23 protein-coding genes are annotated in these 25,774 nt (G+C 47.1%); 5 read left to right on the top strand and 18 right to left on the bottom strand.

Features of this window, described 5'->3' with window-relative positions:
* Window positions 1-12 precede the first annotated feature (12 nt).
* The 8 genes from cmk to gyrA all read right to left on the bottom strand — a co-directional run bounded on the left by cmk (window position 13) and on the right by gyrA (window position 9,249).
* Complete coding sequence (gene cmk, locus AAGC78_RS17655; RefSeq protein WP_435785423.1) at window positions 13-681, bottom strand: (d)CMP kinase; 669 nt, start codon at window positions 679-681, stop codon at window positions 13-15.
* Window positions 682-720: 39 nt separating this feature from the next.
* The gene (gene pyrF, locus AAGC78_RS17650) at window positions 721-1,422 is read right to left on the bottom strand and encodes an orotidine-5'-phosphate decarboxylase (RefSeq protein WP_435785422.1); all 702 of its coding nucleotides are present in this window, start codon (window positions 1,420-1,422) and stop codon (window positions 721-723) included.
* 110 nt (window positions 1,423-1,532) lie between these two features.
* Window positions 1,533-1,850 carry a ComEA family DNA-binding protein gene (locus tag AAGC78_RS17645; protein WP_435785421.1) on the bottom strand — a complete coding sequence of 106 codons (318 nt, stop codon included), beginning with the start codon at window positions 1,848-1,850 and terminating at the stop codon, window positions 1,533-1,535.
* Between the two features lie 178 nt (window positions 1,851-2,028).
* The gene (gene cysN, locus AAGC78_RS17640) at window positions 2,029-3,447 is read right to left on the bottom strand and encodes a sulfate adenylyltransferase subunit CysN (protein ID WP_435785420.1); all 1,419 of its coding nucleotides are present in this window, start codon (window positions 3,445-3,447) and stop codon (window positions 2,029-2,031) included.
* A gap of 50 nt (window positions 3,448-3,497) precedes the next feature.
* Window positions 3,498-4,406, bottom strand: coding sequence for a sulfate adenylyltransferase subunit CysD (cysD, locus tag AAGC78_RS17635; protein WP_435785419.1), 909 nt, complete (start codon window positions 4,404-4,406; stop codon window positions 3,498-3,500).
* Between the two features lie 141 nt (window positions 4,407-4,547).
* Window positions 4,548-5,462: a prephenate dehydrogenase/arogenate dehydrogenase family protein gene (locus AAGC78_RS17630; protein ID WP_435785418.1), complete on the bottom strand. Its 915-nt coding sequence runs from the start codon at window positions 5,460-5,462 to the stop codon at window positions 4,548-4,550.
* A 6-nt stretch (window positions 5,463-5,468) separates the two neighbouring features.
* Window positions 5,469-6,578, bottom strand: coding sequence for a prephenate dehydratase (pheA, locus tag AAGC78_RS17625; RefSeq protein WP_435785417.1), 1,110 nt, complete (start codon window positions 6,576-6,578; stop codon window positions 5,469-5,471).
* A 4-nt stretch (window positions 6,579-6,582) separates the two neighbouring features.
* The gene (gene gyrA / locus AAGC78_RS17620; RefSeq protein WP_435785416.1) at window positions 6,583-9,249 is read right to left on the bottom strand and encodes a DNA gyrase subunit A; all 2,667 of its coding nucleotides are present in this window, start codon (window positions 9,247-9,249) and stop codon (window positions 6,583-6,585) included.
* A 397-nt stretch (window positions 9,250-9,646) separates the two neighbouring features.
* Here gyrA and AAGC78_RS17615 point away from each other — a divergent pair, with 397 nt between their 5' ends.
* The 5 genes from AAGC78_RS17615 to AAGC78_RS17595 all read left to right on the top strand — a co-directional run bounded on the left by AAGC78_RS17615 (window position 9,647) and on the right by AAGC78_RS17595 (window position 15,973).
* Window positions 9,647-10,984 (top strand): TRZ/ATZ family hydrolase, encoded by a 1,338-nt coding sequence (locus tag AAGC78_RS17615; RefSeq protein WP_435785415.1) that lies wholly within the window; start codon window positions 9,647-9,649, stop codon window positions 10,982-10,984.
* A gap of 21 nt (window positions 10,985-11,005) precedes the next feature.
* Window positions 11,006-11,710, top strand: coding sequence for a bifunctional 2-polyprenyl-6-hydroxyphenol methylase/3-demethylubiquinol 3-O-methyltransferase UbiG (ubiG, locus tag AAGC78_RS17610; protein ID WP_435785414.1), 705 nt, complete (start codon window positions 11,006-11,008; stop codon window positions 11,708-11,710).
* Window positions 11,710-12,378, top strand: coding sequence for an HAD family hydrolase (locus tag AAGC78_RS17605; protein WP_435785413.1), 669 nt, complete (start codon window positions 11,710-11,712; stop codon window positions 12,376-12,378). The genes ubiG and AAGC78_RS17605 overlap by 1 nt, the downstream gene beginning before the upstream one ends.
* Window positions 12,379-12,425: 47 nt before the next feature.
* On the top strand, window positions 12,426-13,178 hold the full coding sequence (locus AAGC78_RS17600) for a YciK family oxidoreductase (RefSeq protein WP_435785412.1): 753 nt from the start codon (window positions 12,426-12,428) through the stop codon (window positions 13,176-13,178).
* A 515-nt stretch (window positions 13,179-13,693) separates the two neighbouring features.
* Entirely contained in the window at window positions 13,694-15,973 is a 2,280-nt protein-coding gene (locus tag AAGC78_RS17595) for a sugar-binding protein (RefSeq protein ID WP_435785411.1), read from the top strand.
* Window positions 15,974-16,035: 62 nt separating this feature from the next.
* On the opposite strand, the gene AAGC78_RS17590 is transcribed toward AAGC78_RS17595, so the two are convergent.
* The 10 genes from AAGC78_RS17590 to cheY form a co-directional block, all read right to left on the bottom strand.
* Window positions 16,036-16,422: a DUF2802 domain-containing protein gene (locus tag AAGC78_RS17590; protein WP_435785410.1), complete on the bottom strand. Its 387-nt coding sequence runs from the start codon at window positions 16,420-16,422 to the stop codon at window positions 16,036-16,038.
* 61 nt (window positions 16,423-16,483) lie between these two features.
* Window positions 16,484-16,969: a chemotaxis protein CheW gene (locus AAGC78_RS17585; protein ID WP_039913855.1), complete on the bottom strand. Its 486-nt coding sequence runs from the start codon at window positions 16,967-16,969 to the stop codon at window positions 16,484-16,486.
* Between the two features lie 148 nt (window positions 16,970-17,117).
* A complete protein-coding gene (locus tag AAGC78_RS17580; protein WP_435785409.1) occupies window positions 17,118-18,131 on the bottom strand; it encodes a chemotaxis protein CheW in 1,014 nt (337 codons plus the stop codon).
* Window positions 18,128-18,964 (bottom strand): ParA family protein, encoded by an 837-nt coding sequence (locus AAGC78_RS17575; protein ID WP_435785408.1) that lies wholly within the window; start codon window positions 18,962-18,964, stop codon window positions 18,128-18,130. Before AAGC78_RS17575 ends, AAGC78_RS17580 begins: the two co-directional genes overlap by 4 nt.
* A 305-nt stretch (window positions 18,965-19,269) precedes the next feature.
* Entirely contained in the window at window positions 19,270-20,142 is an 873-nt protein-coding gene (gene motD / locus AAGC78_RS17570) for a flagellar motor protein MotD (RefSeq protein WP_435785407.1), read from the bottom strand.
* 48 nt (window positions 20,143-20,190) lie between these two features.
* Window positions 20,191-20,937 (bottom strand): flagellar motor protein, encoded by a 747-nt coding sequence (locus tag AAGC78_RS17565; protein ID WP_435785406.1) that lies wholly within the window; start codon window positions 20,935-20,937, stop codon window positions 20,191-20,193.
* Window positions 20,937-22,082 carry a protein-glutamate methylesterase/protein-glutamine glutaminase gene (locus tag AAGC78_RS17560; protein ID WP_435785405.1) on the bottom strand — a complete coding sequence of 382 codons (1,146 nt, stop codon included), beginning with the start codon at window positions 22,080-22,082 and terminating at the stop codon, window positions 20,937-20,939. Before AAGC78_RS17560 ends, AAGC78_RS17565 begins: the two co-directional genes overlap by 1 nt.
* A 79-nt stretch (window positions 22,083-22,161) precedes the next feature.
* Window positions 22,162-24,462, bottom strand: coding sequence for a chemotaxis protein CheA (locus AAGC78_RS17555; RefSeq protein WP_435785404.1), 2,301 nt, complete (start codon window positions 24,460-24,462; stop codon window positions 22,162-22,164).
* Window positions 24,463-24,505: 43 nt separating this feature from the next.
* Window positions 24,506-25,309: a protein phosphatase CheZ gene (locus AAGC78_RS17550; protein ID WP_435785403.1), complete on the bottom strand. Its 804-nt coding sequence runs from the start codon at window positions 25,307-25,309 to the stop codon at window positions 24,506-24,508.
* Window positions 25,310-25,345: 36 nt separating this feature from the next.
* Entirely contained in the window at window positions 25,346-25,729 is a 384-nt protein-coding gene (cheY, locus tag AAGC78_RS17545; protein ID WP_039914554.1) for a chemotaxis response regulator CheY, read from the bottom strand.
* Window positions 25,730-25,774: the final 45 nt, after the last annotated feature.

Raw genomic sequence — 25,774 nt, 5'->3', positions numbered from 1 at the left:
GCTACATGCGAATCACTTGATTGCCGATAACATCCTGGTAAATACCTCATCGATAGTCATAGCCGTACTATCAATAATAATTGCATCACTAGCCGGTTTTAGAGGTGAAATGGCACGATTGGAGTCTCGCTCATCACGATCACTAATATCTTTGATCAATTCGTCAATATTGACGGATTCACCCTTGGAAACTAGCTGTTTGTATCGCCGCTCTGCACGAGCTTCGGCACTCGCAGTCAAAAATAACTTAGTGTTCGCGAAAGGAAATACAGTTGTACCCATATCCCTACCATCAGCAATCAAGCCGGGAGCAACAGCAAACGCACGCTGGCGCTCAAGTAGTGCAGCCCGAACACCGGGATATGCTGCTACCTGCGAAGCCCCCATGCCAACCGACTCCTGCCTGATTGCACTTGTCACCTCTTCGCCATCCAGCAAAATCTGCGCCGCTTTTTCATTTTCGAGACTAAACACAACATCCAACGTTGATGCTATCTGACTAACTTCCAGCTCTTGGCGCAAATCGATTCTTTTCTTAATCGCAGACAGTGCAACTAATCGATAAAGCGCACCACTATCCAGCAAATGATATCCCAGATGGCGCGCCAACATTTGACTAAGTGTTCCCTTACCTGAGCCACTAGGTCCGTCGATTGTGATAACAGGAGCTGCATTATTCATAACTGGAACCAAATATCTCTCAAAAGAAACTGACTAAAATCAAGCCAAAGATTGAATAATAGATTTACAGGTCTCTGCAGGATTGGAAGATTGGGTAATGGGCCGCCCAATCACTAAATAGCTACTACCCGCAGCCACTGCGGCAGCAGGCGTAAGCGTACGACGCTGATCATCAGCAGGAGAACTGGCAAGACGTATACCAGGAGTGACCAAACAGAATGAAGAACCAAAGTTGGAACGCATCAACGTTGCTTCTTGCGCAGAACAGACAATGCCATCCAAACCACAGGAATGCGTTAATTTAGCCAAACGCATCACATGCTCTTCCGGACTGGATAGAATACCTACAGCAGATAAATCGTTCGATTCCATACTCGTGAGCACAGTAACCGCAATTAATAACGGGCGAGCACCAGAATAACTCTCAAGCGCATCTCGAGCAGCAATCATCATGCGCTCACCACCGGATGCGTGTACATTTACCATCCAAACGCCCAAGTCCGCTGCAGCTTTTACAGCCTTGTTTGTAGTATTTGGAATATCGTGGAATTTTAGATCGAGAAATATCTCAAAACCCAATGCCATTAGCTGCTCAACAATCTTGGGGCCGCATGCTGTAAATAGCTCTTTGCCTACTTTGAGACGGCAGTCGGTCGGAGACAGGCGCTTGGCCATTGCTAGACATTGATCAGCGTTGTCATAGTCCATAGCGACAACAATTCTCGGACCTTGTACGGACATATAATGATCTCCAAAATAAAAAAGCCTGAGTTGTTAAACTCAGGCTCCTATTAAAACAAAAATTAACGCAAAATTCATTCGTTACCACCCAAGAGGGTGTTAACAGCTACCTAAATACGGATATTTTCACGGTTAGCATTAAGAGTCGCTTCACCTATACCTTTTACTTCCATCAACTGATCCACAGTTTTAAATTCACCGTTTTCCTTTCTCCAGGCAACAATCGCTTCGGCCTTTTTCTCTCCAACTCCTTTCAGCTTGGTTAATTCCTGTACATCAGCAGTATTGATGTTGATACCCTCCTGTTTGGCTACAGCTTCAGCTTTAGCAACTGGAGTTTTTACAGCAGGAGTTTCAGCAGCAAAAGCCAATGAAGACGTGCCCAAGAATAAAACAACAACTGAAATGAAAGACAAAATGAGCTTCATATAAATTCCTTGTATATTGATTATTTATACGCACAACCGCGTACTTAAATAGAATATGGCAAGCTCAAGTCGCTTTGAAGCCGATAAATACCAATTCGACTGTGCGACTTTTCTTACAAATTTGAGGCAAAAAAAAGCCCCAGTTCACAAAACCGGGGCTTTTTAGAGTTTTTACTCTTTACTTAAGCAATGTTTTTAAATCTGACGCATTCCAGTGCGGAAAATGTTTACGGATTAGAGCATTTAACTCCAACTCAAACGCACTGTAATTAGCCGCAACCTCTGTCTTCGCTTCCAATTGATCGATCACCATACCCGCTCCGACAGTAATATTGGTAAGACGATCAATTACAATAAAAGCACCAGTTGCACGATTATGTTTATATTGATCAGCCACTACCGACTGAGTCAAAATAATATCAACAACAGCAATATCGTTTAATTGCAATTGATTAACGGTCGAATGCTCTTGCGTATTTACATCAATACGGTAATCGATTGACTCAATAGCACCACTTACCGCTTTACTGGCAAATTTAAACAGATATTCAGATTGCGACTGCGCCGCTTTTTCCGCCATCCAAACGATATGAGCTTTAAGGTGATTTGATTGCGGAACAGAATCTTTTGCGAGCACCAACATATCACCACGGCTCACATCTACTTCCGTAGTTAATGTGATTGTCACCGCCTGACCCGTAAACGCTTCAGGTAAGTCACCATCGTAAGTCACGATGGATTTCACATAACTGGTTTTACCGGAAGGCAATACGCGAACTTCGTCGCCCACTTTAACAACACCGGATGCAACATTGCCGCAAAAGCCACGAAAATCCAGATTAGGGCGATTAACGTATTGCACTGGGAAACGGAAATCTGCAAAATTTTTATCGCCCGCTATAGGCACGGTTTCAAAAATTTCCATCAAGGTTTCACCTTGATACCAAGGCGACCGCTCGGAACGATTAACAACGTTGTCGCCATCCAGAGCAGATATGGGCACAAACATTACATTCGTCATGCCGAGTTTTTCCGAGAATTCCAGATAGTCTTGTTTGATTTTTTCAAACACAGCCTTATCAAAATTCAACAAGTCCATTTTATTTACAGCAACAACAATATGCTTAATACCAAGCAGTGAAGCGATATAACTATGGCGACGAGTTTGGGTAACCACACCGTAGCGCGCATCAATCAAAATAATCGCAAGGTCACAGGTTGATGCACCTGTTGCCATATTGCGAGTGTACTGCTCGTGACCGGGTGTATCGGCAATAATAAATTTGCGTTTTGCAGTGGAGAAATAACGATAGGCAACATCGATAGTAATGCCCTGCTCGCGCTCGGCTTGCAAACCATCCACCAATAACGCCAAATCAATTTTTTCGCCGGTAGTGCCATGCTTTACGCTGTCAGAACGTATTGCATCCAATTGATCTTCATAAATCATTTTGGAGTCATGCAGCAAACGGCCAATGAGCGTGCTCTTGCCGTCATCAACACTGCCGCAAGTTAAAAAACGCAGCAATTCTTTCTGTTCATGTTGCGCAAGATATGCGTTGATATCCTGAGCAATTAATTCGGACTGATGACTCATAAGGGTCTCTTTGCAATCAGTAAGATGTAATAAATTTGTATCAGGAAAACTTAGAAATAGCCTTCTTGCTTTTTCTTTTCCATAGAGCCTGAGCTGTCATGATCAATCACTCGCCCCTGACGCTCCGATGTTGTTGTTAACAACATCTCTTGAATAATTTCAGGTAGCGTGGTCGCTTCCGATTCAACGGCACCAGTTAATGGGTAGCAACCAAGGGTACGGAAGCGCACCATTTTCTCTTCAACTTTATCGTTAGGGCCGATAGGCATGCGGTCATCATCAACCATAATCAAAGTGCCATCGCGCTCAACTACCGGACGCTTGGCTGCAAAATAAAGCGGCACAATCGGGATATTTTCCAAGTGAATGTATTGCCAGATATCCAACTCAGTCCAGTTTGATAAAGGGAACACGCGAATACTTTCGCCTTTATCTACGCGGCCATTGTAAATATTCCACAATTCAGGGCGCTGATTTTTGGGGTCCCAACGATGGTTTTTATCGCGGAAAGAATAAACACGTTCTTTCGCGCGCGATTTTTCTTCATCGCGACGAGCGCCACCAAATGCTGCATCAAAACCATATTTATTCAACGCTTGTTTCAAGCCCTGGGTTTTCATGATGTCGGTATGCTTGGCGCTGCCATGAACGAAGGGACTAATACCCATATCCACACCTTCCTGATTGATATGCACAATCAGATCCCAACCTAAATCCTTGATTCGTTGATCGCGAAACTCAATCATTTCGCGAAACTTCCACGTGGTATCTACGTGCATCATCGGGAATGGTGGTTTACCAGGAAAAAAGGCTTTCATGGTGAGGTGCATCATCACTGCAGAATCTTTACCCACAGAGTAAAGCATGACTGGCTTGTCAAATTCGGCAGCCACTTCGCGGATGATATGAATACTTTCAGCTTCAAGCTGCTTGAGGTGAGTCAAGTTGTAGTTTGACATTCAATAGTTACCAGATTGAGAACAGCGTTAGCAGTTAATGCAGGTGTTGGAAAAACAGCAGCAATTATATAGGAGCTTGAACGCAAGGTTTAATGATTAAATGCTTCTAAGTTTATTCCTGTAAGTTTAGATACTTACAGATTAATCCTCTTTCGACGCAGCATGACGCTTGGCCAGCATAACGGTGAATTCATCACGCGCCTCTTTTGCGCGACTAAATACATTCAGTAAATAATCGCTATCTTCATGTTCAATACTGCTGCGCAGACGAGAAAGGTTATCGATGAATAAATCCATCGACTGCAAAATCGCACCTTTATTCGCTCGCATAATGTCGTGCCACATGACCGGATCGCTCGATGCAATGCGGGTAAAATCGCGAAAACCACCAGCGGCGTAACGGAAAATGTTGGGGTTTTGAATATCTTGCGCCAGAGTATCAACCAGGGAATAAGCAATCACATGAGGAAGATGGCTCGTTGCACCTAACACTTCATCATGCTCAGCTACCGACATACTCAATACCTCGGCACCCACTGCTTGCCACATTCTGGTGACCAAATCGAGATGATAAGGAGAAGTATTTTCCAAAGGAGTAAGAATGACACGGTGATTTTCGTACAGATTGGGATTGGCAGCGGTAACACCACTTTTTTCCGAGCCAGCGATAGGATGTCCAAGTACTAGTTGTGAAGGTACAGCACCAAAAACAGACTCTGCCGCGCGTTCCACGCTGCCTTTCACACTGGCGCCGTCGGTGATAGTTACGGTATCTGCAACGTATTGTTTAATTTCTTCAAATACGGCATTTACCGAGAGAGTCGGCACCGCAATAAAAATAACATCACCCTGCCCCAGTTCAGCTGCAATCTCCTGCAAGGAGGTGTAAGCGCGATCAACTACAGCATGTTTTACTGCTTCAGTGCAGGTATCGGATTTGCGCGCAATACCAATAACTTCGGCACAAGCACCACGCTGTTTCAAACCGGTAGCAAGACTGCCACCAATTAAACCTATACCAACAACAACAAATTTATTGATCAAGGGTTGGGACATAGATAATCACAACACCGCTTTAGGGTAAGAGCCGAGCAACTTTAAATCGGCGCAACGACTGGCAACTTCTTTCATCACATCACTAATCAGTGGTTCATCGACATGACCAGCAAAGTCGATAAAGAAAACGTAAGTCCATGCGCCGGTGCGCGAAGGACGAGTCTCTACTCGCGTCAGATCTATATTGTGGCGATGAAAAGGTTCCAACAATTTATGCAGTGCGCCAGGTTCGTTGCGCATGGCTACAACAATGGAGGTTTTATCAACGCCGCTTTGCGGAACTGCTTGTTTACCAATAATTAAAAAGCGTGTTGAGTTGTCCGGTTGATCTTCGATTTTTTCGGCGATCATTTTTAAACCGTATAACTCGGCCGCCATAGAACCGGCGATAGCAGCAGCATTCCACTCGCCTTTTAGGCGCTTTGCCGCCTCAGCATTACTGCTTACTGCGATACGCTCCGCATTCGGATAATGCGCGTCCAACCATTTGCGGCACTGCGCCAAGGATTGGGAATGAGAGTAAATACGCGTGATGCTATTGGTATTAGTTACATCAGACACCATCAGATTGTGGTGAATGCGCAATTCTACTTCGCCACAAATTTTCAGGTTAGAACCCATAAAATTATCGAGGGTGTGATTCACTACACCCTCGGTAGAATTCTCAACTGGAACCACACCGTAATTCACTGCACCAGCTTCCACTTCGCGAAACACTTCATCGATAGCAGAAAAAGGAAGCACCACCGCAGAATGACCGAAATGTTTTAACGATGCTTGCTGGGTAAACGTACCTTCAGGCCCGAGATAGGCAACCTTGATTGGATTTTCCAGCGCTAAACATGCGGACATAATCTCACGAAACAAACGAGCAACTTCTTCATTGCTCAGCGGACCTTTATTCTGTTCCATCGCTTTGCGCAGCACTTGTGCTTCACGCTCGGGGCGATAAAACAGAATTTTTGCATCCTCTGGCAGATTTGCTTTTTTCACATCCGCAACTTCTTGCGCGCATTCAGCACGAGCTGAAATCAAGCGACCGATTTCTTCATCGATCGCATCAATTTTGTTGCGCAACGCGAGTAGCTTTTCTGCTTCGATTTGATCAGTGCTCATTTACTTACTCGTCAATCGCTTCGTCTGCGGCATCGTCGACAATATCGTCAGCTACATCATCTGCAGCTACGCCATCATCAAGTGCCTCTTCGCCTTCAGCTGCTTCAGCACGCGCTAGTTCGCGCTTTGCATTTTCATCCACATTTTCTTCAATGCGCTCCAAGCCCTGCATACGCTCGCCTTCTTTCAGCTTAATCAGGCGCACGCCTTGCGTATTACGGCTAAGCACAGAGACTTCATCAACACGAGTGCGAACCATGGTGCCTTGGTCAGAAATCAACATGATTTCTTCGCCATCAAACACTTGCACCGCGCCAACCAGTTGGCCGTTACGCTCGGTTGTTTGCATACCGATAACGCCTTGCGAGCCACGGCCTTTGGCTGGGAACTCACCGACTTCAGTACGCTTGCCATAACCATTTTCACTTACGGTAAGTACTTGGCCATTTTCCATCGGGATAACCATACCAACCACGCGCTGGCCTTCAGCCAAACGAATGCCGCGCACACCGCGCGATGTACGACCCATCGCGCGCACTTGCGACTCACGGAATCGTGCGGCTTTACCCGAACTGGAGAACAGGATTACATCGCATGAACCGTTGGTGATTGCGGTGCCCACCAAGGTGTCACCTTCATCCAATTCAATCGCACGCAAACCAACGCTGCGTTGACGCGAGAATTGAGTAAGTGCAGTTTTCTTCACGGTACCGTTAGCGGTAGTCATAAAGATAAACTTGTCGTCGTCGTAAGACTTCACTGGCAGGATCGATGTAATACGTTCGCCTTCTTCCAATGACGGCAGCAAGTTAATTACTGGTCGGCCACGCGACTGGCGGCCGGCCACAGGAATCATGTAAACCTTCAGCCAATACACTTTACCGGCGTTAGTAAACAGCAGCACAGTATCGTGAGTGCTAGCGATTAATAAGTGCTGCACATAATCTTCATCTTTCACTGCGGTTGCAGACTTGCCCATACCGCCGCGACGCTGCGCTTGATAATCATCAAGCGGCTGACTCTTCGCATAACCACCGTGGGAAATCGTCACAACGCGATCTTCAACGTTAATCAAATCTTCTGTGGTCAGATCAAGGGTTGAAGCAACAATTTCGGTGCGACGCTTATCGCCATAATCGTTGATGACTTGCGTTAATTCTTCGCGAATAACTTCCATCAAACGCACAGCATTGCCAAGAATTTCGAGGAACTCGGCAATCTGGATCAACTTTTCATCGTACTCGGCAAGCAGCTTATCGTGCTCCATACCGGTCAAACGATGCAAGCGCAACTCAAGAATGGCTTGGGCCTGGGCTGCGGACAGATAATAATGGCCATCGCGCATGCCAAATTCAGGCCCCAAATCTTCCGGACGGCAGGCATCTTCACCCGCACGCTCCAGATAAGGAGCCATTTCGGCAGCATCCCAACCGCGCACCATCAAACTGTCTTTTGCTTCAGCGGGAGAGGCAGAGTTTTTAATCAGCGCAATGACTTCGTCAATATTGGAAATGGCGACAGCCAAACCTTCAAGGATGTGCCCACGCTCGCGTGCTTTACGCAGCAAATACACAGTGCGGCGAGTAACCACTTCGCGACGATGCTTAACAAATGCTTCGAGCAATTGCTTGAGGTTGAGGATCTTTGGTTGACCATCATCCAGCGCAACAATGTTAACGCCGAACGTGGTTTGCAATTGGGTTTGTGAATAGAGGTTGTTGAGCAATACATCAGCTGCTTCACTCTTCTTCACTTCGATAACGATACGCATCCCGTCTTTGTCAGATTCATCGCGTAGCTCGCTAATACCTTCGATTTTCTTTTCTTTTACCAATTCCGCAATACGCTCAATCAAACGCGCTTTGTTTAGCTGATACGGAATTTCGTGAATGATGATGGTTTCGCGACCGGTTTTGTCATCGCGCTCAATTTCTGCTTTAGCACGAACAATAATGCTGCCACGACCAGTGCGATATGCCTGTACGATGCCAGCACGGCCATTGATGATGGCACCAGTGGGGAAATCTGGCCCCGGAATAAACTCCATCAATTCATCAATGGTGATATCAGGGTTATTGATCAACTCAAGACAGCCCTGCACCACTTCTTTCAAGTTGTGCGGCGGGATGTTGGTCGCCATGCCTACAGCGATACCAGAGGAGCCGTTAACCAACAGGTTGGGAATACGGGTGGGCATCACTGCCGGAATTTGCTCGGTGCCATCATAGTTAGGTACGAAATCGACCGTTTCTTTATCCAGATCAGCAAGCAAATCGTGGGCGATTTTCGCCATACGGATTTCGGTATAACGCATTGCCGCTGCGCGGTCGCCGTCGACCGAACCGAAGTTACCCTGGCCATCGACCAGCATGTAACGCAGGGAGAAAGGTTGCGCCATACGGACGATAGTGTCGTATACCGCGGTATCACCGTGTGGGTGATATTTACCGATTACGTCACCCACCACACGGGCAGATTTTTTGTAAGGCTTATTCCAATCGTTGTTCAGTTCGCTCATCGCAAACAGCACGCGACGATGTACGGGCTTCAAACCATCACGCACATCAGGCAAAGCGCGGCCTACGATTACGCTCATTGCGTAATCAAGATAGGACTGTTTGAGTTCGTCTTCGATACTTACTGGTGATATTTCTTTGGCGAATTCGACCATGGGAATACAGCTTTCCTTTCTTATTTAAAGCTACGGGCTTATAAAGCTATGGCTTATTAAAGCATTGGTTTTGGTTACTGTGATTGCAAGCGATTAGACTTAGAGCGCCTGTTTTGCGCACCAATCGAATAGAGGCAAAAACCGCTACCCTACTACTTGCCAAACAAGAATCTGGCTAAAAATGCATCTAACGCTTAATTCAGGGGCGCGATGGTAGCATAAAATCTGTTGTATAGGCAGTTGGCCGCTTCGTATCGTTATGAAAATACAGTCAAATTTGACAATAAAAGCAAAACATCAAAACGGCTAGTCGAGCCTGCAAATCCACCGTGGCCGATTGGGGGCTTTGCAGTATACTGGGCGCCCCTTTTTGCGCCCGATTCAGCTTGTTACGCCTATGTCGACGACCACTTTTGAGCAACATTCAATCGATTTAATCATTAAAGCCCGCTGGATTATCCCTGTCGTACCCGAAAATCGCGTACTTGAAGATTGCGCAGTGGTGATTGATAAAGGCCGAATCATCGCACTAATGCCCAACGATGAGGCCGCCCGCCGTTTTACCGCGGCGGAGACAATCAACCTCGATAATCACGCACTCATCCCCGGACTGGTCAACGCGCACGGGCATGCGGCAATGTCACTGTTGCGCGGCTACGCCGACGATCAACCGCTGCACACATGGCTCAATGATCATATTTGGCCGACCGAGAACCGTTGGGTAGGTGAGGAATTTGTCCGTGACGGCACCCAGCTCGCCATGGCAGAAATGATTAAAACCGGCACCACCTGCTTTGCGGATATGTATTTCTATCCCGAGCAAGCGGCCCAGGTTTGTCTTGATGCAAAAATGCGCAGCCAGATCAGCTTCCCGATTTTTGACTTCGCTACTTCTTGGGGCGTGGGCGCAGATGACTACTTTAATAAGGGGCTCGCATTACATGACAGCTTGCGCGCTACCGATCTGGTGAATATCGCGTTTGGCCCTCATGCGCCCTACACGGTATCGGATGGTCCGTTGCAAAAAATTGCTATCCTCGCACAAGAAATGGATATGCCGGTGCAGATCCATCTCCACGAAACAGCATATGAAGTAGAAGAATCGATCAAACAATACGGTAAGCGTCCGACCCAGCGCTTGATGGATTTAGGCTTGTTATCGCCGCTCACGCAATGCGTCCACATGACACAAATTACCGATACTGATATAGCGCTATTACAACAAACTGGTGCACACGTGATCCATTGCCCGGAATCCAATTTGAAATTGGCGAGCGGCTTTTGCCCAGTCGACAAATTGATTAAAGCCGGAATCAATGTTGCACTCGGCACAGATGGAGCGGCGAGCAACAACGACCTGGATTTATTCAGTGAATTAAAAACAGCTGCGCTGCTTGCAAAAGCCGTTGCTGGTGATGCCGCGGCACTTGATGCACACATCGCATTGCGTATGGCAACACTCAATGGCGCCAAAGCGCTGGGAATGGAAGAAAAAATCGGCAGCCTCGAAGTAGGGAAATTAGCCGATCTTGTTGCAATCGATTTGAGCGGCGTGGGAACACAACCACTCTACAATCCTGCATCGCAACTGGTTTATACCCACTCGGGCCAAGGTGTGTCACACGTGTGGGTGCAAGGTAAAGCCCTACTCTTAAATCGCCAGCTAAAAACGCTTGATGAGCGTGAAATCTTAGGTAAAGCCAATTGGTGGCGGAAACAAATCGCCACTCACTAAATTTACGAAATGGAAAATATTATGGCCAATGTTGATAGCGCGGAAATTGCAAAATTTGAAGCACTCGCCAGCCGCTGGTGGGACAAGAATAGCGAATTCAAACCACTACATGATATTAACCCCCTGCGCGCCAATTTTATTGATGAGCGCTCACCAGTCGCGCAGAAAAAACTCATCGATGTAGGTTGTGGCGGTGGCATATTGGCAGAATCGCTCGCACAACGCGGCGCAGTCGTTACCGGTATCGACATGGGTGAAGCACCACTTTCGGTTGCTCGCTTGCATGCACTTGAGAGCGGCGTTGAATTAACGTACGAGCAAATTACTGCGGAAGAAAAAGCATCGCACATGCCAGGTGCGTTCGACGTAGTTACCTGCATGGAAATGCTGGAGCACGTACCTGATCCATCCTCCGTCGTTCGCGCCTGTGCACAATTGGTGAAAGGCGGCGGCGATGTCTATTTCTCCACCATTAACCGCAACCCAAAAGCCTACGCTTTTGCGATTTTGGGTGCGGAATATGTTTTGAAACTGCTGCCAAAAGGCACTCATGATTACAGCAAATTTATTCGCCCTTCTGAATTGGCGAAATGGCTGCGCGCTGCGGGGCTGGAACTGCAATCAATTAGCGGCATGACCTACAACCCGCTCACCAAGCATTACAAACTTGACCCGCATGACGTCAGTGTTAATTATCTTTTACACGCAAAAAAAGTGAGCGACTAATGGCAAAACCTATCCGTGCAGTAATGTTTGATCTCGACGGAACCTTGCTGGACACCGCACCCGATTTTATCGTTGTTGTTAATCAACTCCTCACCGAACAACAACGTCCGACACTTGCGCCGGATATTATTCGCGCAGGTGTATCAAATGGCTCAAAAGCATTGATTAAACTCGCTTTTGGTATCGAAGAAAACGATGCGCAATTTGAACCTTTACGTCATCGTTTATTGGAATTGTACTTAGCGCACATTGCTGTTTTCACAGTGCCATTTCCTGGCATCAATTCTTTACTCGACAAATTGGCAGACAACAATATCGCTTGGGGCATAGCCACCAACAAACCGGCAACCTACACATTGCCACTGATGGCCGCGTTAGATATCCAACCTGCCCCACGCAGCGTTATTTGCCCTGACCATGTTGCGCGCAGCAAGCCCGATCCGGAATCACTTTTTCTTGCGAGCAAACAATTGGGTTGCGCGCCAGAAGAAATTATTTATATCGGCGACCACAAACGCGACATCGACTGCGGCAAAGGTGCAGGCAGCATTACTATTGCTGCTGCCTATGGATATCTTGATGCAGATGAAAATCCAGCGAACTGGAATGCAGATTACTGCGTAAATCATGCCGATGAGATTTGGCCGATTGTTGAAAAGTATTTGTAACCTGTCGGAATTCTTCTGAATTACGACCATTAATTGAAGACATAGCTATGCAAATTCCAAACGACTACAGCATTAAGGCTGATGCGTTAAACGGCAAAATTATCATCGTTACCGGCGCTGGCGCTGGCATTGGAAAGACGGCAGCAAAAACGTTTGCCGCATCTGGTGCTACAGTCATTCTCTGTGGCCGCACCATGAGCAAATTAGAAGAGGTTTACGATGAGATCGAAGCTGCCTGTCACCCACAACCGGCGATCTATCCCATCAACTTTGAAAGCGCGGTAGAGAAAGATTACGACGATATGTGCAACGCGCTGGAAGATACCTTTGGTCGTGTTGATGGCATTTTATTTAATGCTGCTGATCTGGGTGAGCGCACACCACTGAGCAATTATTCCGTTGGTGCTTGGCTACGCTGCATGCAAGTTAATGTGAACGCACCATTTATGATGACGCAGGCATTGCTGCCACTGCTGGAGCGCTCTGAAAATGCGAGCATTCTGTTTACCAGTTCAAGTGTGGCATTTAAAGGGCGCGCCTTCTGGGGTGCTTATGCAGCATCAAAAGCAGCGACTGAAAATTTCATGCAAACACTGCATGATGAACTCGAAGGTGCAACACGTATCCGCGCCAACAGCATCAACCCGGGCGCAACCCGAACTGCCATGCGTGCGTCTGCTTACCCAGCCGAAGACCCTGAAACCGTAAAAGCACCCGACGCATTAATGCCCGTGTATGTGTATTTGTTGAGTGATGATTCCGTAGGTGTTAGCGGACAGGCATTTCATTATTCCGATTAAGTCAAATACGTCTCAAACGAAGATCAATATTGATCTTCGTTTTCCTCTCCCTTCCTTGCAACTTTATCTGCCATTTTTCATTAGCAATTAATGATCCATTCACTGTTAAATTGTTATACCGCTGACAGCGAATGTTATCGCGCATAAAAATGATAGGATTCCGCAAAATCCAATCATTCCGTGAACATATCTGCGCCAAAAAATTGCACCTTTTCAAAATTAGTGACCAAGTTAGTTTCTAAAATCCGCAATGACTGGATAATGCTCGTGCACAGTAATTTCCAAAACTTATCGCATTAAAAATCACAATAAACATGCAATACCGAACTGTGCATTTTTAGTCTGATTTTTGATTGCTTCTACTGCTGATTTTTATAAGCAAATGCGATGACACAGAAATCACCCCGTGCATAATTGTTTATTCATCCGCGGTCTCTTCAATTATCCTTGTACGCAGTTGATGTTTATCGTCAGTAACAGTAAACGAAGGACCTTTTATTTACTTCGAGGGAATTATGAATTTTTTCAGATATCCGTTACGCCAAACTGCAACCCTTATGGGGCTTGGCATACTTGCACTGCAATCAGCGCAAAGCTACGCAGCGAAATGTGAATATGTAGTACAGAGCGACTGGAATAATGGCTTTGTCGCCAGCGTTCGCATAACCAATAACACCAGCACCGCGATTAATGGTTGGTCAGTGAATTGGGCTTATACTGACGGTACATCGCGTACTAGCGGCTGGAACGCAAATGTCACGGGCAACAACCCCTACACCGCGACAAGCTTAAATTGGAATAACACGATTAATCCAGGTCAGTCGATTGAGTTTGGCGTGCAAGGCATAAAAGGTTCGGGGAGCAATCCTGCGCCCAAACCTATCATTAGCGGTAATGTTTGCAGTGCAAGTGTTAGTAGCGTGGCGGTATCTGCAATATCCAGCGTTTCGAATTCGGTATTGCCAAATTACAGCTCTCACTCCAGCAGCTCTCAGGCCAGCAGTATTTATACGAGCGCGTACTCTTCATCACGCAGCAACAGTAGCAGTAGCTATCAGAGCACGAGTTTTCCGTTCACCAGCAGCTCACGCATTTCCAGCAGTGCAAGTAGTGGATACCCGAGCACCAGTGCGCCATTTATCAGCTCACGCTCATCAGCCAGCAGTTCATATATATCCAGCAGCAGTTATACAAGCTCATCAAAATCTTCATCAAGTGCAGCAGTACTGCCAATAGCTGATTTCAATGTGACTGTTAACGGCTTAACCGTTTTTGTAGATTCACGCATCTCAAGCGATCCGTTGAATAGACCGCTTAGACAGCATTATATTAATTTCGGTGACTCATCAGCTTTGGCTCATACACATGGCTGGCACACCTATCAGGAACCGGGCGAATACGAAATCACTTTAAGCCTATATGCAGCTGGCTCTGGCACACAAGTTACAGCAAAAAAATGGGTTCAAACTTACGCTCCTACCGACTCCAATCGCGCGCCCATTAATATGTTGGCCGCTGCTCGTACTGGCTTAAGCTTCAGTGCATGGGGCTCAGCATCGTTTGATGAAGATGGAGATTCATTGCAGTACATATGGGATTTTGGCCAAGGTGAATTCATTGGCAATAGTAAAGAGCTTCATTACGAATGCATGGGTGGATCATCATCGTCTTACGCATCAACCAGTAGTGTGAGTTCATTATCCAAAGTAATACTTACCGTTTCCGACGGAACACTCGCTGACACTAAAACGGTAACAAGAAGTGCTAATTGCCGCTACAACGAAGAGCTTTACCCAACTCCCAAAATCAAGGTGCGCGCCGATGGCTTGACTATTTATGCTGACGCGCGCGAATCGTCGTCTGTTACTGGCATTGTTTGGGACTTTGGTGACGGCAGCATTTCGAACAACTTAATCGCCTCGCACACCTATGCAACAGCGGGCGAATATCAGCTGAAGCTGACAGGACTAGGTGAGTATTTTAATAACTCCGTTATATTGCCAATCACCATTGGTAACGTTGCGTCATCATCAAGTTTGCGTTCATCGACGCCATCGAGCCAGTCATCCAGTTCAAGCTCTGCGGTATCTTCTGTGCCCGCATCATCTTCAAGCGCGCAATCCTCAACACCCAATCACTACAACGCGCCACGAGCAGCAGTAGCGCCGATTATTGATGGTATCGAGGAGGCGGTATGGAGTAATGCAACCTGGAGTCCCATCAATGTTTTCTGGTTAGGTACACAGCCCAATCCAAATTTCCTTGATTACGGCGGCCGCTACAAAGCCGTGTGGACGCCGGAATATTTATACTTGCTCTTTGAAATAACTGACGATCAATTGTTCGATGGTGTTAGCAATCCATTGGATCGTTACTGGGAAGATGACACAGTCGAATTGTTTATCGACGAGAACCACAACGGTGGCGAGCACGCATACAACACTTCAGCCTGGGCTTATCACGTAAGTACTTTAGGCGATGTAGTGGATTACACCACGTCAGGCCCGAAATTGCTGAACGATCACATCCAGGTAGCACGCAGTTTGTCACCCGGCAATTTACATCGCTGGGAAATGCGCGTGAAAATTTTTGGTGAAGACTATGCAGATTGGAAAACCAATATACCACTGACATTGTACGCCGGAAAATTGATGGGATTTTCTGCCGCCTATATTGATAACGATGGCAGCCCACAGCGCGAAAGCATGATGGGATCAGTCGATACTCAAGGACACAAAAACAATCAGGGTTATCTGGATGCAAGCGTGTTCGGAACCTTGCAATTAGTGGAATAGTACGAAGTACTGATACAAAAAAACCGCTCTGAAAAGAGCGGTTTTTTATTTGCTGAAAAATACTAACGACTGCTTTTTTGCATCATCTCTAACAATGAAGCCTCTGCACGCGATAGACCACAACGCCGCGCCACTTCATCACAATCCATCCCCATCTTAAACATTTGGGCGGCCTGTGAGTAAGGTTGAAACTCATCATCATTGTAGTAATCAATTTTTTCTGGTTGTTTGGTAGCGCTGGCCTGCAACCGTTTTTCCATCGCCAACAACCGCTGCCCCATACCAACAGAGCCGCTACTGGACGCTGCAACATCACGCATTAATTTTTGAATCAGCTTTTCGTTTTCACCTGCCTGCTTACGCACACGCTGCAAACTGATGGATGCAACCACCAATGCCAGCACACTCACTGCCGCACAAACGACTAAACCTATCTCCAATAATGTCATGAATATTTCTCTGCGCCTGATTCCATCATGTGCAACAGACTACCTTGGGTTGCCTGACGAATCAAACATCTTCCAACTCAGACCACTCTTCGCTGGTTAACAACTTATTCAAATCGATCAGGATCAACAGCTCATTGTTTTTGTGGCAAACGCCTTGAATGAATTTGGCACTTTCTTCATTGCCAACGTTCGGTGCCATTTCGATTTCTGATTGGCGCAAGTAAACCACTTCCGCAACGCTATCCACCAAAATACCGATGACATGGCGGTCGGTCTCGATAATCACGATGCGGGTGTTATCAGTGATCTCACCGCTGGACAGGTTAAAACGGTGGCGAGTATCAATTACCGTCACCACATTACCGCGCAGGTTGATAATCCCCAACACATAGGATGGCGCACCTGGCACCGGCGCTATCTCGGAATAGCGCAGCACTTCCTGCACCTGCATTACATTGATGCCGTAAGTCTCGCCGTCGAGGCGGAAAGTCACCCACTGTAATACCGGATCATCAGTACTCTTATTTTTTGCTACATCTGTTGCCATCGTTTAATTCCTCTGAAGCCGCCCCGATAAGCGGCAAATCACTTAAATGTCGTTATAACTATAGCCGAGGACTTTTCCTATGCCACTTTTGTTTGATTGTCAGGTTTATCTGGAAAGGATCGAGCAGAATAGCGCGATTTAAGCAGCCCTACCCGCGCATGAAGTTTTTGTCTGCATCGATCAGCATTTGGCCAATTCGCGGGATATCCAGCAGTGCACACATATGCTCTTTGACCGTGCCTGCAAGCCAAGGACGCTTGCTGCGATCACCGCGCCATTTAACATCATCCGGTTGCAAGGTGATGGGCTGATTAACCGAATCGACCGCCAAGCCCCAGGGCACACCATTGATAGAAACTACATATTTCGCCGTTTCCAGAAAGGTCTCATCGTACCGCTCCGGCATGACAAACTTGGCGGTATTCACCGTGCGGATTTTGCCAGCCGGTGTTGGTTGCAGCCCCATAAACCAATCCGCCTGCCCAAAGAGCGGGGTCAATTCATCGGTCAGTGGCTGGATTTGCCCCAAGGAGATCAAGGGCACTGCGAGAGTGAGGCCTGATACCTTGAACAGAAGCACATCAAAACGCGATTGCGCCCATTGTGGAAGACCGTTCTCCAACCACTCCAAACCATCGATTTGATAAGGCGCGGGCTGGGTTGTAGCCTCAACCTGAGGCTCTTCAATTATTTCAGGCGATACAACCTCTACCACCGGAGCTTCAATTACCCAATCCTGGATTTCTTGGGGATCGCTAACAAATGCCGCTTTCACTTCTACTGCAACTTCCGTGACTACCGGCGTTTCGACCAATAATTGAGTTCGTGCGGATTGCAGGAGTTTTTCAAGTTTGAGTTTTTGCTCTAGCGTTTGTACTGGCTCCGGCTCAACAAAAGCTGCCACCGGCTTGGGCACAGATTTAGGTTTCGGCTCAGCGCGCAACGCTGGTTTTTTTGGTTGTTCTTCGAGATTCTTTTTGGTTGGCAGGGAAACAACACGCGCGCCACCGCCAGAACCGGCGGCCAGCGGCATTGGGCGCTCATCCATTGCGGCTAGCGCATGATCAAGCAGGTCTTCGCCGCCGAGCAAATCATCAAAATAATTACTCAGGCTATCATCCGGCGGACGAATTCCGTCGCCGCTGTCTTTTCGCTTAGTCACGACACAGCTCCGGATTTACTGGCAACAGCCATAGGAGCGACATCGGTCTTTAATTCATCATTACGAATTGCCTTTTCCAGCCAATGCCAAAGCGATAAATAAGCTTCTGCGCCACGACTGGCCGGATCGAATAAATGCGGCGGCACGCCTGCTTTGCTTGCATCGCGAAAGCGTGTGTCAATCGGGATATGACCGGGCCAAGCCTGCTCAGGATATGTATTACGGATGGTGCGCAAACTCGTCACCGATGCTTGGGTGCGGCGATCAAACATCACCGGCACGATGGTATAAGCCAAGGCCTTTTTGCGCGAGCGCGACATCATTCTGAGCGTGTTGACCATCCGCTCCAACCCTTTGAGCGCAAGGAATTCAGTTTGCACTGGAATCACTAAATACTGGCAAGCTGCCAATGCGTTAACCATCAACACACCCAGCAAAGGTGGTGTATCAATCAGGACGTAATCGTAATCATCAGCAAGATGAGCAAGCGCCCTGCTCAACACCAATCCCATCCCATCCTGTCCAATCGCTTGGCGCTCAAGTGTGGCCAATGCAGTAGTTGAAGGAAGCACATGCAGGTTCGGGTAATCAGTTTGAATAATGAGCCGCCGAATAGAATCGCGCGAAAGCTCTTTACGCTCCTGGAACAAGGTATAACTGCTGAGGGTTTGGGTGTCAGGATCCTGACGGAAATAGGTTGATAGAGAACCATGGGGGTCGATATCCAGTAATAGCACACGCTTTCCGGAATCGGCTATGAGCCCTCCAAGAGACACGCTAGTGGTGGTTTTACCGACACCACCCTTTTGATTTGCTACTGCGATAACACGCACATTGAATCCTCTCTGGCGTCAAACACCAGACAATTTTGACATTAAATCAATCAAAGCAAGCTCTGTGCCCACTCGCTTGAGATTTGATGACTAAGAGTTCGGTACTTTGCTGGTTACTGGCGTCTTTATCAACACCGAAAATCTACCAGATCCATGTCCCGCGTAATCAGACCAATTAAGGCGGTTATTTTTCGACCGACCGGGAGTTAAGTATTGCCCAGCCCAAAGGAACTTCAAGCTATCGGCATTTTTTGGGAAAAATATAGACAATCTGGAACACGAACGAGAGGCACAGCAGTAGCAAACTAGGGAGTTGCTGAGGACGCAGGTTGAGTGATTGGAGCAGGATTCACATTGACACGGGGGCGATCCATTTTTCGTTTGGCGATCATAATAGCCACACGACGATTCTGCGCCCTGCCCTGATCTGTATCGTTGGCAGCAACCGGCTGATATTCACCATACCCAACCGCCGACAAACGCTCAGGCGCCACACCTTTGCTGGCAAGGTATTTCACGATTGCGCTGGCGCGCGCGGTCGATAACTCCCAGTTGGTAGGGTATTTCACACTCTTGATCGGAATATTGTCGGTAAAGCCTTCGACCTGCACCGGGTTCGAATAATTTTTTAAAATCCCGGCAATCTCATCAAATATTTTTTGCGCCTGATCGCTGGTATCTGCACTACCAGACGAAAACAAAATACTGTCTTTTAATTCGATCTGCAGCCAAAGTTCATTACTGGATACCTGAATCATTTGGTCATTGATTAGCTGAGTGAATTTTTCGGTGACCAAATCCGAAATCTGTGTCAGTTCATCACTGGTTTTAACCGGATCAGTTTGTTCAGGAACAGGAAAAACGGTGTTAGTCGAGTTGTCACTCACATCAGTAGTGTGGTCACTCTGCGTCGCCGTTGTAGTGACTGTCTCGATAGGCGAAATTACTTCACTGGAGGGTGACGGATTATCTTGCGGTTCAACACTGGTTTGGGTATTGGCAGGTTGATTAAAAGCTTCCACAAACGTATCAGACAGCACGCGATACTTACTATCGCTCACTTGGGAGATGGAATACATAACCACAAAAAATGCGAACAATAGTGTAATGAAGTCGGCATAAGAAATTAGCCAACGCTCGTGATTGACGTGAATCTCTTCTCGCCTGCGACGCACCATAAAAACACTACTGTATTGACTATCAGCAATAAAAACATTTACACCGCATCAATGCGGATGTAGATAACCGTTTAATTTCATTTCGATTGAGCGCGGATTTTCGCCATCTGCGATAGCGATAATTCCTTCGATAATTAATTCGCGATATTGTGAATTCTCGTTCACACACATACGCAATTTATTTGAAATCGGGATGAACACCAAGTTCGCTAGCGCAACACCATAAATAGTCGCCACAAACGCAATCGCAATTCCAGGGCCGAGCGTTGCAGGGTCGGCAAGATTATTCATTACATGAATCAACCCCATCACCGCACCGATGATGCCGATTGTGGGAGCATAACCGCCCATGGATTCGTAAAATTTTATTGCGTCAAAATCGCGTTGCTCATCAACAATCAAATCGGTTTCCATAATACGGCGAATAACTTCCGGCTCGTTACCATCCACCAAAAGCTGCAACCCTTTTTTTGCAAACCTATCTTTTTCACGCTCGGATACAGCCTCAAGCCCTAAAAGTCCATCTTTGCGCGCGGCGGCGGCCCAACGGACAATATTGGAAACACCCTGTTTGAACGGAACATAGGGAGGCTTAAAAACCCAGCTGATAATTTTTAGCGCACGGCGCAAACTATTTTTTGAGGTTTGCAATACGGCAGCACCTAAAGTACCGCCCACCACAATGACCGCTGCCGAGCCATTCAGCAGCGAACCAATACCACCACCTTCTAAAAAATTACCACCAATAATTGCAGCAAAAGCAACGATGACGCCAATGATGCTAAGAACATCCATTACATTACCTCTCGCACCAAACGCGGCCCAATTTCTTTCAGGCTGAGCACTTTGTCAGTTAAACCGGCGCGCGCTACTGCCATGGGCATACCATAAATGACGCAGCTGGCTTCATCTTGTGACCACAGAGACGAACCCGCATCTTTTAGTAATCGCGCACCATTGCAACCATCTGATCCCATTCCCGTTAACACCACGCCCAGCACTTTATCGGCATAGGTATTAGCAGCCGATCCAAAAGTGATATCCAATGATGGTTTGTAATTCACACGTTCATCGTCAGGCAAAATCCGCACTGAACCGCCGTTGCGCTTATCCAGCATCAATTGTTTTCCGCCAGGTGCAAGCAATGCTAACCCCGGCTGTAACTGATCACCATCTACTGCTTCACGTACGCGAATATTGCACTGCTTATTCAAACGCTCGGCGAACGCTTTAGTAAAGTTCTCCGGCATATGTTGGACCAACACAATAGGCAACGGAAAATTGGCAGGAAGAGTAATTAACACTTCAGCAAGTGCCACTGGACCGCCGGTGGATGCACCAATGACCAGAATTTTAGGCTGCTTTTTTAAGCGGTAATTATCGGGGCCGGCTGCTTTCGCAGAATCATGCTGCACTGAAGCAGTTGGTGTTGATGCACGAAAAGACGAAGGCGCAGCTTGGGAAACTGGCGCGCGCATGCTAGTCGGGGCGGATATAGAGGAAGGTTTTGATTCAACTAAAGGTGCTGCCGCTATACGTGCAGATACGCCTGCCAGCGTAATTAAACGCTCGTGCAATTTCTTCTTGAGCGCCTCAGAACTGCGCGACACTTCGGCAAAATCTTTCGGGATAAAATCGAGTGCGCCAGCAGCAAGCGCATCCAAAGTAACCTTGGCACCTTCATAGGTAAGCGAGGAAAACATCAAGATGGGAACCTTGCGATTCGCCATAATTAATTTGATTGCAGTCACACCGTCCATCACCGGCATTTCAAAATCCATGGTGATGATATCGGGCTTCAACTCTTCGGCTTTTTCTACTGCTTCGCGACCATTGCTAGCGATGCCAATTACTTTTAAGTCCGGATGCTCATTAATTATGTCTTTCAGGCGGTGCTGAAAGAAATTCGAATCATCAACTACTAATACCCGGACAGGCATCTAACTTACTCCGCAGTCGCAACTGCTCTGGAAAAAATATTGATTAATATTGAGAGCATTAGCGCCAGCTGGCTGACGACTAACTATGCCCCCAACTCGTCGATCCTTTTGCGTAGCGACGTAATAAACTCGGAATATCCAATATCAATGCGATGGTGCCGTCACCCGTAATAGTTGCACCGGCCATACCCGGTGTACCTTGCAACATTTTACCCAGCGGCTTGATAACAACTTCTTCCTGACCGATGAGCTGGTCAACAACAAAACCAACGCGGCGAGTACCAACCGTTACTATGACTACGTGAGCATTATCAGGACGCTCACCAAACGCATTTTTTACCAACCAGTCTTTCATGTAGAAGAGTGGGATTGCCTGATCGCGAATTGCCACACAATCCTGACCGTCAACAATATGGCTCTTGCGCAGATCCATATGGAATATCTCATTTACGCTAACAAGCGGAAACGCAAACGTTTGCTGGCCGAGCATAAACATCAAGGTCGGCATAATCGCCAACGTCAATGGCACTTTGATAATAAAACGAGTGCCTTTACCCAACTCGGATTTAATTTCCACTGTGCCGTTAAGTTGGGTAATTTTGGTTTTCACCACATCCATTCCAACGCCACGACCAGACACGTCGGAAATTTCTTTTTTGGTGGAAAAACCTGGAGCAAAAATTAAATTATAAGCTTCAGTGTCAGATAAACGATTGGCAGTATCTTCGTCAAAAAGACCTTTCTCGACGGCAATGTTGCGCAAGCGAACCGGGTCCATACCTGCACCATCATCGCTGATCGACAGGAGAATATGATCGCCCTCCTGCTCAGCCGATAACACTACCTGACCAATACGCGGTTTACCTGCGGCTTCACGTGTATCGGGAAATTCGATGCCGTGATCGACAGAGTTACGCACCAAGTGCACCAGCGGATCGGCTAACGCTTCTACCAGATTTTTATCCAGATCGGTTTCTTCACCAACCAATTCCAGATTAATTTCTTTGCGCAGGCTGCGCGCCAAATCGCGCACTACACGCGGGAAACGGCCGAATACTTTTTTGATCGGCTGCATGCGGGTTTTCATTACCGAGGTTTGCAAATCGGCAGTGACCACATCCAAATTCGCAACCGCTTTTACCAAGGCTTCGTTGGCAGAATTATTTCCTAAACGCACTAAACGATTGCGCACCAATACCAACTCGCCGACCATATTCATAATATCGTCAAGGCGCTGGGTATCTACACGAACGGTTGTTTCAACTTGCGGCGCTTCTTTATCGCTTGCTGGCGCCGGCGAAGCTGCTGGTGCAGGAGTTGGTGCCGGTTTAGGTGGCTCAACTTTTTTAGCGGCAACCGGCGTCGGTTTTGCTGCAGCAGCAGGTTTAACTTCTGGCGCAGGTTTGGCAACTGGCGGAGCGACTGCTGCGGCTGCAGGTGCAACTACAACACCAGGTCCTTTACCTTTACCGTGCAATTGGTCGAGCAACGCATCAAATTCATCGTCACTAATTAGATCGCCACCCGCACCTGCCACGACTGGAGCTGGTGCAGCTACCGATGCAGGCGCTGTTGGAGCAGCACTTGGTCCTGGAGCTTTTCCCTTACCATGCAGCTGATCAAGCAATGCTTCAAATTCGTCTTCACTAATTTCATCGTTAGCAGATGTCGATGCAGCAACAGGTGCTGGTGCAGTTGAAGCCGCCAAGCCTGGTGCTCCACCTTTACCGTGTAATTGATCTAACAACGCATCGAATTCATCCTCAGTAATTTCATCGCTACCACTGGCAGGAGCAGCAGTTGATGAAGCAGCAGGCGCTGCTGAAGATGTTGACTTGCTTGCTGCAGGTTGCCCTGCAATTGCATCTAATAATTGCTCGAATTCTTCGTCGGTAATATCGCCACTTGGAACATCGGCAGGCAACGATTGTGCAGCAGGAACTTCATAACTCACTTGCGGCACTTCTTCAGCGGCAGACTCATTGAGATCTTCGCAAGAAACCAAACGCTCCAGCGCGGCAATCAATGAATGTTCAACTGGTGGTAATTCTTCACGCTGGGAAACCAATTCGAATTGTTGGTTAACCATGTCCAGCGCTTGCAGCACCACATCCATTAATTCAGGAGTAACAGTGCGCTTGCCATTACGCAAAATATCAAACAAATTTTCGGTGACGTGACAGCACTCAACCATTGGCGTCAATGCCAGAAATCCTGCGCCGCCTTTTACGGTATGAAAACCACGAAAGATTGCATTAAGCAAATCTTTATCTTCCGGGCGCTGCTCCAGGTCAACCAATTGCTGGCTGAGGCGCTCCAGGATTTCCCCCGCCTCCACCAGAAAATCCTGGAGAATATCCTCGTCATCACCAAAACTCATTCAACGATCCTCGCGTAACCCGCAAACCTGGAAACTTAATAATTTAAAATCCGAGACTCGATAGCAAATCATCGACATCGTCTTGCCCGGAAACTACATCTGCCCGCTCTTTATTGATTTGTGGTCCTTCGGCTTCGGTCTTGCGTTTATGCATTATTTCCATATCGTGTTCGAGTGTTTCAGGATCATCTGAAAGACCAGCGATCTCTTCAACCTGCCCCGCAATTCGAACAAGACTTACCAAATCTTTTTCGACATCATTAATCAAACCAATCACGCGTTTTAATACTTGACCAGTTAGATCCTGAAAGCCTTGCTCTAAAACAATATCTTGCAAGTTTTTACTGAGTTGTTCTGTGCCGGTTACCATTTGCCCGAGAAATCCGTCCATGCGTTCGTAGAGCTGGCGGAATTCATCCACACCCATTTCCCGCCGCTTGAGACGTGCCCATTCAGCGCGCAAACTGCTAGCTTCTTGCCCGAGGTTCATCGCAATCGGTGCAGCTTCATCAACGACATCCATCGTTTTTTCCGCCGCTTTTTGCGTGAGTTCAATAACGTAATTCAGGCGATTGGAAGCATCATGTATATCTGAATTCGCAATCTTTGGTGGCTCTTTGGTGAGATCAGCATCGACATTGAAATTCACAATGGCGTTATGCAAACCACGCGTTAGCCGCCCTACTGATTGAAAGATATGCCGATCACGCGCTTGCGTGATGGTTTGAATTAGCACCGATGCTTCTTCGAATTGATTGCTTTGCAATTTTTCCGTAAGAAGCTTGGCGCTTTCTTTCAACTCGATAACGAATTCGTTATTGGAGGATGTTTGGAGTTCAGATGCCATGACAACGCCTTATTTATTATTTGATCGAGCCAGCAACTACCCTACGCGATCAAAAATTTTCTCGATTTTTTCCTTGAGTGCTTGCGCGGTAAATGGCTTGACTACATAGCCATTAACACCCGCTTGCGCCGCCTCAATAATCTGGTCGCGCTTGGCTTCCGCCGTCACCATTAATACCGGCAAGGTGCGCAGTTTTTCATCGGCACGCACTGCCTTTAATAGATCAATACCGGTCATACCTGGCATGTTCCAATCTGTTACCAAAAATTGGAAATCGCCGCTTTTCAGCATAGGTAATGCAGTAACACCATCGTCTGCTTCATGGGTATTGGAAAAGCCCAAATCACGCAGCAAATTTTTAATAATCCGTCGCATTGTTGAAAAGTCGTCAACAATCAGGATCTTCATATTCTTATCCAACGCAACCTCCACTCACCCTGATGGGATTTTCATTTACTCATAGTC

It is taken from the genome of Cellvibrio sp., assembly GCF_039207905.1.
In the GTDB taxonomy this organism is placed as follows: domain Bacteria; phylum Pseudomonadota; class Gammaproteobacteria; order Pseudomonadales; family Cellvibrionaceae; genus Cellvibrio.
Note: the sequence above shows the minus strand (reverse complement) of the source record. Positions and strands in the feature narration are given on the sequence as shown.

Coding starts and splice junctions, on each gene's coding strand:
- pyrF (WP_435785422.1), bottom strand. CDS start 1,422: ATGTCCGTACAAGGTCCGAGAATTGTTGTCGCTATGGACTATGACAAC.
- AAGC78_RS17585 (WP_039913855.1), bottom strand. CDS start 16,969: ATGGCAACAGATGTAGCAAAAAATAAGAGTACTGATGATCCGGTATTA.
- gyrA (WP_435785416.1), bottom strand. CDS start 9,249: ATGGTCGAATTCGCCAAAGAAATATCACCAGTAAGTATCGAAGACGAA.
- motD (WP_435785407.1), bottom strand. CDS start 20,142: ATGGTGCGTCGCAGGCGAGAAGAGATTCACGTCAATCACGAGCGTTGG.
- AAGC78_RS17560 (WP_435785405.1), bottom strand. CDS start 22,082: ATGCCTGTCCGGGTATTAGTAGTTGATGATTCGAATTTCTTTCAGCAC.
- AAGC78_RS17615 (WP_435785415.1), top strand. CDS start 9,647: ATGTCGACGACCACTTTTGAGCAACATTCAATCGATTTAATCATTAAA.
- AAGC78_RS17645 (WP_435785421.1), bottom strand. CDS start 1,850: ATGAAGCTCATTTTGTCTTTCATTTCAGTTGTTGTTTTATTCTTGGGC.
- AAGC78_RS17605 (WP_435785413.1), top strand. CDS start 11,710: ATGGCAAAACCTATCCGTGCAGTAATGTTTGATCTCGACGGAACCTTG.
- AAGC78_RS17600 (WP_435785412.1), top strand. CDS start 12,426: ATGCAAATTCCAAACGACTACAGCATTAAGGCTGATGCGTTAAACGGC.
- AAGC78_RS17590 (WP_435785410.1), bottom strand. CDS start 16,422: ATGACATTATTGGAGATAGGTTTAGTCGTTTGTGCGGCAGTGAGTGTG.
- AAGC78_RS17555 (WP_435785404.1), bottom strand. CDS start 24,462: ATGAGTTTTGGTGATGACGAGGATATTCTCCAGGATTTTCTGGTGGAG.
- AAGC78_RS17565 (WP_435785406.1), bottom strand. CDS start 20,937: ATGGATGTTCTTAGCATCATTGGCGTCATCGTTGCTTTTGCTGCAATT.
- AAGC78_RS17630 (WP_435785418.1), bottom strand. CDS start 5,462: ATGTCCCAACCCTTGATCAATAAATTTGTTGTTGTTGGTATAGGTTTA.
- pheA (WP_435785417.1), bottom strand. CDS start 6,578: ATGAGCACTGATCAAATCGAAGCAGAAAAGCTACTCGCGTTGCGCAAC.
- cmk (WP_435785423.1), bottom strand. CDS start 681: ATGAATAATGCAGCTCCTGTTATCACAATCGACGGACCTAGTGGCTCA.
- AAGC78_RS17595 (WP_435785411.1), top strand. CDS start 13,694: ATGAATTTTTTCAGATATCCGTTACGCCAAACTGCAACCCTTATGGGG.
- AAGC78_RS17550 (WP_435785403.1), bottom strand. CDS start 25,309: ATGGCATCTGAACTCCAAACATCCTCCAATAACGAATTCGTTATCGAG.
- cysD (WP_435785419.1), bottom strand. CDS start 4,406: ATGTCAAACTACAACTTGACTCACCTCAAGCAGCTTGAAGCTGAAAGT.
- ubiG (WP_435785414.1), top strand. CDS start 11,006: ATGGCCAATGTTGATAGCGCGGAAATTGCAAAATTTGAAGCACTCGCC.
- cysN (WP_435785420.1), bottom strand. CDS start 3,447: ATGAGTCATCAGTCCGAATTAATTGCTCAGGATATCAACGCATATCTT.